The 6051-nt window shown below is 40.8% G+C and carries 5 protein-coding genes and 1 pseudogene; 2 read left to right on the plus strand and 4 right to left on the minus strand.

Annotated elements, in window-relative coordinates:
- Nucleotides 1-207 precede the first annotated feature (207 nt).
- From dcd to C200_RS04260, 3 genes are all read right to left on the minus strand, one after another.
- A complete protein-coding gene (gene dcd / locus C200_RS04250; RefSeq protein ID WP_016211467.1) occupies nucleotides 208-774 on the minus strand; it encodes a dCTP deaminase in 567 nt (188 codons plus the stop codon).
- A 2-nt stretch (nucleotides 775-776) separates the two neighbouring features.
- Complete coding sequence (gene apbC / locus C200_RS04255; RefSeq protein ID WP_016211469.1) at nucleotides 777-1901, minus strand: iron-sulfur cluster carrier protein ApbC; 1125 nt, start codon at nucleotides 1899-1901, stop codon at nucleotides 777-779.
- Nucleotides 1902-1985: 84 nt separating this feature from the next.
- Nucleotides 1986-2855, minus strand: coding sequence for an undecaprenyl-diphosphate phosphatase (locus C200_RS04260; RefSeq protein WP_016211472.1), 870 nt, complete (start codon nucleotides 2853-2855; stop codon nucleotides 1986-1988).
- Between the two features lie 73 nt (nucleotides 2856-2928).
- On the opposite strand from C200_RS04260, the gene C200_RS04265 reads away from it, so the two are divergent.
- Nucleotides 2929-4914, plus strand: coding sequence for a cation:proton antiporter domain-containing protein (locus C200_RS04265; protein WP_016211471.1), 1986 nt, complete (start codon nucleotides 2929-2931; stop codon nucleotides 4912-4914).
- A gap of 59 nt (nucleotides 4915-4973) precedes the next feature.
- Here the strand turns inward: C200_RS04265 and C200_RS04270 are convergent, their stop codons facing one another.
- Nucleotides 4974-5522 carry a tyrosine-protein phosphatase gene (locus tag C200_RS04270; protein ID WP_230383258.1) on the minus strand — a complete coding sequence of 183 codons (549 nt, stop codon included), beginning with the start codon at nucleotides 5520-5522 and terminating at the stop codon, nucleotides 4974-4976.
- 257 nt (nucleotides 5523-5779) lie between these two features.
- Between C200_RS04270 and C200_RS16050 the strand changes: the two are divergent.
- A pseudogene (locus C200_RS16050) lies at nucleotides 5780-6051 on the plus strand (hypothetical protein); the annotation flags it as partial.

Here is a 6051-nt window from a genome sequence, read left to right on the forward strand (position 1 = left end):
TGATTTAAACCCGATAGAGCATGTATGGTCACCGCTTAAAAATAGGGTTCGCATGAAGCTTGATCAAGATGAAATAAATTTAGAGACAGCGCTTAGTCAAGTAATGAAGTCAATGTCAGAAACTATTCGTTGAGCGCTATAATAAAAACAAATAAGCTGCTTTAATCGCAGCTTGTCAATAAACATATCAGGATAAATCTATATTTTTTACGCCTTAGGCAAAGTCACCCCACGTTGACCTTGGTATTTTCCTGAGCGGTCTTTGTATGATACTTCACAAACGTCATCTGATTCAAAAAATAACATTTGAGCAACACCTTCATGAGCATAAATTTTTGCAGGTAGTGGCGTGGTATTAGAAAACTCCAACGTCACATGCCCTTCCCACTCTGGCTCAAGCGGGGTGACATTGACAATAATGCCACAACGTGCATAAGTTGACTTACCTAAACATACTGTTAATACATTACGCGGAATGCGAAAATACTCAACGGTTCTAGCCAACGCAAATGAATTAGGTGGAATAATGCAAACATCAGAGTCAACATCAACAAAACTATTGCTATCAAAATTTTTAGGGTCAACAATCGCTGAATTAATATTGGTGAAAATTTTAAATTCATTCGCACAACGCACATCATAACCATAACTAGACGTACCATAAGAGATAATACGCTCACCTTGGTAGTCACGAACCTGCCCTATTTCAAAAGGCTCAATCATGCCCTGCTCTTTGGCCATACGCTGAATCCAACGATCAGACTTAATACTCATAATCATGACTCCACAATAATATTTGAAAAATGATGGCTAAAATCTTTGGCTTGCAAAGAAAGCTTCGCAGCAAAACGACGGGCGATTTCATAATAATGCTGGCTAATTTCCCCACCAGGTTCTGCCAGAAGGATAGATTCCCCAGTATCCGCACCTTGGCGAATAGCTAAATCTAAAGGCAATTGACCAAGTAACTCTGTATCAAATTCATCGGCTAAATGTTGGCCACCCCCAGTACCAAATATCGCTTCTTCATGCCCACATTGACGACAAATATGCGTGCTCATATTTTCAATAATACCAAGCACAGGGATATTCACCTTATTAAACATATGTACGCCACGACGCACATCAAGCAAGGCAATATCTTGCGGTGTTGTAATCATAATCGCAGCAGAGACTGGGATTTTTTGCGACATTGTCAATTGAATATCACCTGTTCCTGGAGGTAAATCAAGCAATAAATAATCTAAATCTTTCCAGCGCGTATCTTGCAAAAGTTGTAATAACGCACCTGTGGCCATCGGTGCTCGCCAGATCACCGCTTGATCTTCAAGCAAATAACCAATTGACATCGTTTGTAAGCCAAAGCGCTCAACAGGCTCAATACTTTTTTTATCTTTTGATTCAGGGTGGGTATCTGCTCCGAGTAAATGCGGCTGGCTTGGCCCATAAATATCCGCATCTAAAATACCAACACGAGCACCTTCAGCCTGCAAGGCCAAGGCTAAATTTAAAGCGGTTGTTGATTTACCAACTCCCCCTTTGCCTGAAGCAATCGCAATAATATTCTTGACACCATTAATACGCTTTAGATTTTGCTGAATACGCTGCGCTTGAACACGTTGTTCTATCACCACAGTCACTGTATTTAATAGATCACCCGATAACTCAAATAACTGCGCCTGGGCCTGCAGTGCATTTTTTATTTCTCCTGTCAATTCAACATGACGACTCTGACAAGGGTAATTCAAACATAAGGTGATTTTCAGCCTGTCCTCACTGCATTCAACACCCGTGAGATGCTCGGCCACTGCTTGGCCTGTATAGACATCGTTAATGCCGCTTTTCAACAGCATATCTTTTATCATCTGTTCAATTTTTTTTTGCTCAAACTGCTTGATCATTATCACTCCCCTTCAATGCTCAAGCACTATAACAGTTTATCCGCAGGCACAAAACATCTTTTCTATCAAAGTTTACCTATATTCTTAGGCAGAAAGTAATACAATTAAGACGAAACCTAATAACAGCCGATAAACGACAAAAGGCATAAAACCAACTTGTTGAATCCAGCGTAAAAATAAATGAATACATAATAACGCACTGATAAAAGCAACACTCATGGCAACCATCACCATGATAAGATTAATATCAACCGCTGCAGTTACCAGCTTATAGCACTGTAGTAAAGACGCTAAGCTAATGACTGGAATCGCTAATAAAAATGAAAAACGTGCCGCTGTGTCTCGGCTCAAGCCTAAAAACAAAGCGGCAGTCATGGTGACTCCAGAGCGTGAGGTTCCTGGAATTAAAGCAAACACTTGCGCCAACCCCACCCAAACGGCCACACGCCAATCGAGTGTCGGCTCTGCGCACTGCTTTTTGCTCAAAGCTTGAGCATAGGCATCCGCCCACCATAGTAATAGACCAAAACCGATAGTTGTTGCTGCAATCACCCAGACAGAGCGTAAATACCCTTCAATCAAAGCCTGCCCTAATACTCCAGCAATAGCCACAGGAATGGTCCCTATCGCTAAAGCTAAAAGCAACCGTGCATCATGATTCATCGTTTTACTAGACAGTGCCTGCCAACAGCCTTGAAACAACTGTTTTAGATCTTGATAAAAATAGCTGATAATGGCTAATAACGTGCCAAAATGCACAGCCACATCAAAAACAATTCCTTGGTCCTGCCAACCTAGAATCTGGCCTGGAATAATCAAATGGGCTGAACTTGAGATGGGCAAAAACTCAGTAATACCCTGTATTATAGCAAGTATTAACCATTCACTAACCACCATATCCATATGCTCCACTAACTTATTATTCTCTCGTTGATAACGAATTAACTCCAGCATACTGAATTCATTTTCACAAAGCACGCTATTTGATTTCTATAATTAAAGCTATGAGGAATTTTGGAGGGTAGCAATGACACCGATAGTCTTTACACAATTGCTTGCACTCCTCGGCGCCTCTATTGGTGTAATCTACTTATTCCATCGTTTAAATTTACCTTCTGTTTTAGGCTATTTAAGTGTCGGTATCTTTGCTGGCTTAATGCTAGATTATACGAGCTTACTGCAGCTTCAAGATATGCAAGTCATTGCTAAATTTGGTGTTGTTTTTTTATTATTCTCTATTGGCTTACAGCTCCCCATTCGTCGCCTCCTGGCAATGAAAAGCGCGGTGTTTTTACTTGGTGGTCTGCAAGTGGTTATCACCACCGTCGTCGCTTGGGGTATCGCTACACTCACCCCACTATCTCCTACAGCCGCTTTTGTTGTCGGCGCAGCGGCCTCACTCTCATCAACAGCAATGATTAGTAAAACCCTCGCAGATTCCAAAGAACTCAATACTCCGTTGGGCCGCTCCGCCTTTGGTGCCATTATCTTTCAAGATATGATGGTCGCCCCTTTATTAATTATTATCACCGCACTTGCAGAAACCACCGGCAATGAGAGCCTTTGGTTTAACATCAGTCTAGAAATGGTCAAAGGTGCTGCAACGCTGATTTTTTTATACTTTATTGGCCACTGGATACTCTCGCCACTTTTTTTAGCCATCTCAAAAACGCGCTCCAGTGAGTTATTTATGCTCACCGCTTTATTTACCGCGCTAGCTGCGGCCAATTTTACCGAAATGATGGGTCTTTCTAAAGAACTCGGTGCCTTCTTAGCGGGTGTTTTATTATCAGGCACACCATATCACCACCAAGTTGAAGCCGACATTCGCCCATTTAAAGACTCACTGCTTGGCTTTTTCTTTATCAGTGTCGGCATGATGGTCGATATTCACCTACTTCCCATTGTTTGGCAACAGGTTACTCTCGTCGCCTTTGGCCTGGTGGTCATAAAGTTAATCTTAACTACGCTCATTTGTCGAGGCTTGCGCATGCATAATGGACGAGATTCGCTACGCATAGGCATTTTACTCGCACAAGGTGGTGAATTTAGCTTCGTATTGATTGCCTTAGCCAGCCAAATTCAGATGCTCAGCCCTATCAACGATCAAGTGTTGTTAATGAGCTTTATTTTTAGCATGATTATCTCTTTACTACTAATTTATAGCTATGACAAGCTAAAAAAACACTTTCCAGAACCCAATTTAGCCACATCCTCACTAACTAATAATTACAATGAAGAGCTCAATGGTCATGTCATCATCTGTGGCTTTGGGCGCACGGGCCAACAAATTGCCGGCATTCTCGCCTCTGAAGGTTTTCAGTACCTTGCTATCGATTCAGATCCTACACGGGTTAATCAAGCAGCACTGGCTGGCGAAAATATAATTTATGGTGACGCATCACGCGAAAGTATTTTAGAGGCAACAAAACTAAACTTAGCAAAGGCATTGGTCATCACCTTTGCCAATAAGGGTGCTGCTGCAGCCATTACTCAACACGCTCATAAAACATCACCAAAAATCAATATACTGGTACGGACCCATAATGATGATGACTATGAAAAATTTATGGCGATCGGTGCGACCGAAGTCATTACTCGAACCTCAGAAAGCAGCTTATTATTAGGCTCACACTTGCTCTTACTCTTAGGCGTGCCGCGATATCGGGTGATGCGCTGGAGCTTTGATACACACCAAAATCGTTACAGTATGCTCAGAGGGTTTTTTCAAGCAGGTGACTCACTGCATCATCATGAAGATGAAGATAACGATAATGAACGTGAAAATTTACAATCATTTTTCCTCCCAGCACGTAGTTTTGCCATTGGTAAAACCATCGCTGAACTAAACTTGAATCAATATGAAGTTATTATCACGGCCTTACGACGTAACGGCATTCGCTCAGAAGACCCACCTGTTGAAACAAAATTAAAAGAAAATGACATTATTGTTTTATATGGCCGATCCAATGCCATAGAAAATGCAGAAGTTAAATTAATTACTGGCAATTAGTTAACCTTCGCTCCTCTTTTGCAATTTTGCAACCCCCACAACAACACCTAACACATACCTTAAGTAAAAAACCAGCCTTTATAGCTCTTTAACTCTTTTAAGCTTCTATCCCAAACCAAAAAATTAGCTTTTGAGTTTGTTTTATGGTTTTCTGATAACCAATCTAAATAATTTTTTAAAACTTGATAGCCTATCGTTGTTGGTGATAACGCTGCATATTGCCAAGACGCTTGATCTTCTAAGTCATCTAACGAGCTGTTCCCATTGAGAATAATACTCAACGCAGAGGCTAAGCCAGTTCGATCCGCTCCTGCACGGCAGTGAAACAATAGTGGTCTAGGTGCATTTTCAATAAGATAAATTAGGTAATGCAAGGTGTTTAACGAAGGAACTTTATGTGCATCCAGCGCCACATTAAAATGGTTAATGTGATACATTTTTGCGAATGAAACTTCATCATCATACCAGTCTGAGCCTATTTGCTGCCCTCTTAGGTTAATGATTGACTTGATATGATATTGTTTCATATATTTATTAAGGTCATTGGGAGTTGGCTGCGCAGATCGGTAGATTTGCCCTGGAATTACAACATGAAAGTTATTATTCAAATATAAGTTATATCCATAATATAAAATAAAACAAATAATAAAGATTAGGATAATAAATAAAGGGTAGAAGATAACCCGTTTTTTTATATAAAATAATTTAATCATTAACGACTAGCAACCCTAGAAGCTTAAAGTTTTCTTTAGCATATGGAATATGGCTAGGAAATTAACACAAAAGCTTATTCATATGCAACTAAAATATATAGCAACCTACTAGGTATTTAGTCCCGCAGTTTAGTGGTGCATCCTATGACCACTTGTCATCAAGACAAGAGAGCCTTAAAACGTTAGCGGATCGCCACAATTTAAATGTCAAAACAGTAGCAAAGTGGAGAAATCGCGCTTCAACATCAGACGCCCCGATGGGACCTAAAAATCCACGTTCAACGGTTTTGAGCTTAAATGAGGAAAATCGTAAGCGTCGCTACCTCGGTAGGTATTTTGCACATCCAATGATGCAAAATCGCCGAGCAAAACGCGACGACTATAAACCCTCGGCTGTCCGCGTCACACAGCGTTGCGTGCCTTG

Origin of the sequence: Piscirickettsia salmonis LF-89 = ATCC VR-1361, assembly GCF_000297215.2 — a bacterium.
Taxonomy (GTDB): Bacteria; Pseudomonadota; Gammaproteobacteria; order Piscirickettsiales; family Piscirickettsiaceae; genus Piscirickettsia; species Piscirickettsia salmonis.